This window comes from uncultured Lamprocystis sp. (genome assembly GCF_903933125.1).
Classification (GTDB): domain Bacteria; phylum Pseudomonadota; class Gammaproteobacteria; order Chromatiales; family Chromatiaceae; genus Thiodictyon.
Map to the genome: position 1 here is coordinate 1 of NZ_CAIZIZ010000184.1, position 3,806 is coordinate 3,806.

A 3,806-nucleotide genomic window follows, 5' to 3' on the forward strand; every position below is an offset into this window, starting at 1 on the left:
GCTTTCAGTGTGTTCATGGCGCGCCTCATCTCTTGGGTCTGCATCCAGGCCGGCAGGGCGTCCGCGTCCAGGCGCTCCGCCTCGGTGAAGAACTTCAGCCAGCGCTGCTGCTCGGTTTCGACCGCGTCGGCGGCGAATTTGCTCAGTTCCAGCAGCCAGATGCCACCATGGTCCAGAAAGACACGTCCATGCGGGTCGCGCATCCGGAATACGTGGGCATAGTCCGGGTCATCCGCCAACAGCGTCTGACCCAACAGCCAGATCGCATAGGTGGGGCGCAGCTTGCGGTAGCTTTCGCCCTCCTTGATCTGCGCGCTGTAGAGGTCGGCCCAACCGTAGAGGATGCGGGCCGGCAGATCACGATGATTGAGGAGTTGGATCTCGACCTGATACATCTGCCCGGTTGCGTCGCGGGCCTTGACGTCGACCACGGTGAGCTTGTCGTCGAGAAATTCCTTTTCGTTATAGGGGTTCTGGATCTCCACCGCGGTGATGGGCCGGGGCAGCTCCGCGCCGAGGATGGCGTTGAGGAAATGGAGCAGCAGGTCACGATTGGACTCGGCCCCCAGCAGGGCCTTGAAGACGCAGTCAACCTTGGGATCGATGGGATGGCGCATGGTGGCAGTGTAGACAGCCGTTGCCGGTGCGACAAGGGACGGACACTGGTGGCGAATTGCGCCCACGCGGGCGCATCCGCCGCACCGGCTTCGCTCAGACCCGGAATATCTCACGCCAAGGCGCTAAGACGCCAAGGGTCTTCAAGGCGATAGCGAAACCGGAGGCGCTCGCGGAGTGACTGGGGTCACCGCAGCATTGCGCTCTTCTTGGCGTGCTTGGCGACTTGGCGTGAGATCGATTCTTTCCAGACTCCGCGGTCGGGAGCATTCGCCACCAGTGTCAGGGACGCGGTCCTGGCGCACCGCGCCCGGCGGGAGGCACCGACGGCTCAGCCGAGTCCCCTGCGCGGACCGCTTTCCGCGCGGAACCAACCGACGCGCGTTCCGCGTCGGGTACTCGACCGGGTTTGCTGCGGAACCAGGAATTGACGACGCTGCCGCGTCTCGTAGAGTGCAGTCGGGTCTTGCATTCACATATGGGTGATTACAAGACCTGACCCCGAAACCGGCATTCTTTATGCGTTTCTTGGTTCTGGAATTAAGTAATAATGCATTTAGTCAACTGTCACCGTAATTTCCCCTGCCACGACCAGGGATCAGTGCGGCGCGCACGACGGATAAACGCTTATTCGTTAGCTGTATTGTTTACAGTATAGGACGAATGCTGGAATTACACTCTTTAGGTATAAATCAAGGTAAGCCGCAGATACAGATAGGATCGAATTAGGTACATGCAGCACTGGCCTCTCGGCGCCATGAAATAAGGAACACCGGGCGGCGTAAACGCACTCGAGAGAAAGTTGCGTTATACGGTCGTCACGGTTGGCGATCGATTGCTGCAAATCATCGCTGACGTCGAGGTCTTTCCCCCGATCCAACTTAAGTCCCCCGGCAGCAAGTTGTTGTGCTCCGCGTTCGATGGGACCGACCGACGAGCGAAAATGATTTTCTAGCGCTCTTACGCTGGAGCGTTCTCCTCGGTCTTGACTTTCCAAGGTGTTGAAAAGGCTGTAAAGACTATTAAATGCGATCCAACGATAAATGAGTTGATCGTCCGGTGACAAACGGTAGTCGTTTCCCCGATACATCCAGCGCAGAGCCCTAGATATAGGCTCCTGAATCTCATCTTTTAGGGTTTGTATTTCAACAAAAGATTGCGCCGCTTGCGTCAACTGTTCTCGGAATTTCTTGGGTGATTGTCCTGGTGGATTATAAGGCTTCCCATCAAAAGTGACATTTATTCCGCTTGGTGGAAATCCTTCTTTATCTCCGCTATCAATGAGGACAATAGAATGAAAAGCGACTTCGGTGTAATACGGAACTAAAACGCTGAGCTCCGCGAGCTTTTCCAGTCGAAAAAGGTATTTTTTTCTCACCTCTTCTTGGGAATCGCGATTAACGCCTGAAGTCTCGAATTCGTAATAGTGGATCGCATGTGGTTCTAAATCTAATTCCGGCGGAGCGGGATAGATACGTATATCCCCGATACTGATAGGTTGATCGAGGAGAGGATAATCAAAACCGAACGTTGCACGCCACTTGTATGTCATGTCACTTCCTGCGTTCTTCAGCTAACGTTCAGAATAACGCGCCCAAAAACCGCGCGCAACAAGCTTCAATTTCGGCACAGAGCCGGCCGCGGTTTTTGAGTCGCCGTTTATTCACTTGTTGGGCGAGTATGTAAATCTGAAGGGATCTGACGCTGCGATATCCCTTTTTGCGATTGGTCGCTCAGAAAAGAGAGGGTTGTGTAAGCTGGTCGAGTAGTACTGCATGTCGCTTGAGAACCAGGGCAGCGGCCTTCTTGCGTCGAGCGTCCTCTGACCCAGCGGCCCAGCGCTCCAGGAGTACTCGAAACTCTGAGAGACTGAAGTCTGAGGAGCATCGCACGGTGGTGACGATGGCGTTGGCTTGTTCCCTTACACCTAGCCCATGCAGACGCAAAATCATCGCGGAGTATTCGCTGGCGGCGCTGATCTCGGAAGGCTGTGTCTCCGACGACGACATACCGCATAGCTCCGTCAATTTGTCCGGAGAGGCGGGGCAAGGCACGTCGTCGACGCCCGCTGTCGTGGCATCAAATTTTTGGTGAACCTCACTGGCATCCTCCGGTGCCGGTTCGCCGTGGTTCGCTTTAGAAACACGAGTCGCCGGTGACCCCACGTCAGCGGATGTCAACCTATGAGCTTCGAGGTACCAATTGCATTCAATCGGACTAAGAGGGGTTCCAAGCAGGAGGAAATCCGATATCGCCGGAGGCACCAGGGGTTTTGAGAACGCCAACTGCTCGCGTCGAACGTCGTCTCGCAACTCCATAAGCAGCCTTCCCAGAACATTCTTTCCCACGAGAGTCCCATCCGCTTCTGGCACTGCGCCCCAGAACCGGTCCTTGCGCGAGTTCTCCACGATCGGTTTGTCCCCGGTCGCAAGCAACAAATCAACAAAACGCCGGTTACAGTAGATCTTCGCCCTTAGCGCCCAGCGCATAACAGTTGTGCGCACACGATCCCAGTCAGTTCGAGAATCGCGTCTGTATGGCTTCGACTTCATCTTCGCCGTCATTGGACTTTTCTGGTCCAGAATAAGCTGCTGCACATCCGGGCGATGGGGAAATCTACACGCTTGATACAGCGCTTCCGCGGAGCGAATAGAGACCCCGCCTATGGCCATCGGATAACCGCCTGCCATGTTTGACAAACCACCGAATGGTTCGTTGGTCTTGCGGAAAGTCACACAGACCGCCGGGTCGTATGCTCGAAGATTCTCGGTGTCCGGTGACATTTCAGAAGTCGAAGTCATCGAAATTGATTGCCTCTGCTGCGTGCCTGACGTTTGTCCTCCTCGGGAACAGCGGAAACCAAGGAGCGCCAACCCACCAGGCTAGCGGGCAATTGTTCGGGCAGTTGCGCGATGTTACCAATAGCGCGCCATATCCCGGCGTGCTGATGTGGGTCGCCCCGAGTGGCCGCATGTGCTTTGGAAGGTTGGGGCAGTGGCCCCGAATTTCCAGTCCTGCCAAGAACATAGTTCGCTCATAACGGATTCGTGCCGGCTCTCTGGGATTTCCCGTGGCAATTTACCGTAACATAATCAATAAGATATTGTGCATCGTCAAAATTTACTGACCCCTGTCATGGTCGGCACTGCCGCACCGTAATGCGTTGATTTTTCAAGCATACAGCTTGTACC

At 55.3% G+C, this 3,806-nt stretch carries 3 protein-coding genes; all 3 read right to left on the bottom strand.

From position 1 onward, the window contains the following. Positions 1–617: Rpn family recombination-promoting nuclease/putative transposase (locus QZY03_RS09220; protein ID WP_295580269.1), on the bottom strand; the 617-nt coding region annotated here is incomplete at its 3' end. A gap of 632 nt (positions 618–1,249) precedes the next feature. Next, complete coding sequence (locus tag QZY03_RS09225) at positions 1,250–2,167, bottom strand: hypothetical protein (RefSeq protein ID WP_295580271.1); 918 nt, start codon at positions 2,165–2,167, stop codon at positions 1,250–1,252. A gap of 181 nt (positions 2,168–2,348) precedes the next feature. Beyond that, positions 2,349–3,398 carry an NADAR family protein gene (locus QZY03_RS09230; protein ID WP_295580273.1) on the bottom strand — a complete coding sequence of 350 codons (1,050 nt, stop codon included), beginning with the start codon at positions 3,396–3,398 and terminating at the stop codon, positions 2,349–2,351. Between the last annotated feature and the right edge of the window lie 408 nt (positions 3,399–3,806).

Bases quoted from the DNA above. Each gene is read 5' to 3' on its own strand.
- QZY03_RS09225 (WP_295580271.1), bottom strand. From the start codon at position 2,167: ATGACATACAAGTGGCGTGCAACGTTCGGTTTTGATTATCCTCTCCTC.
- QZY03_RS09230 (WP_295580273.1), bottom strand. From the start codon at position 3,398: ATGTCACCGGACACCGAGAATCTTCGAGCATACGACCCGGCGGTCTGT.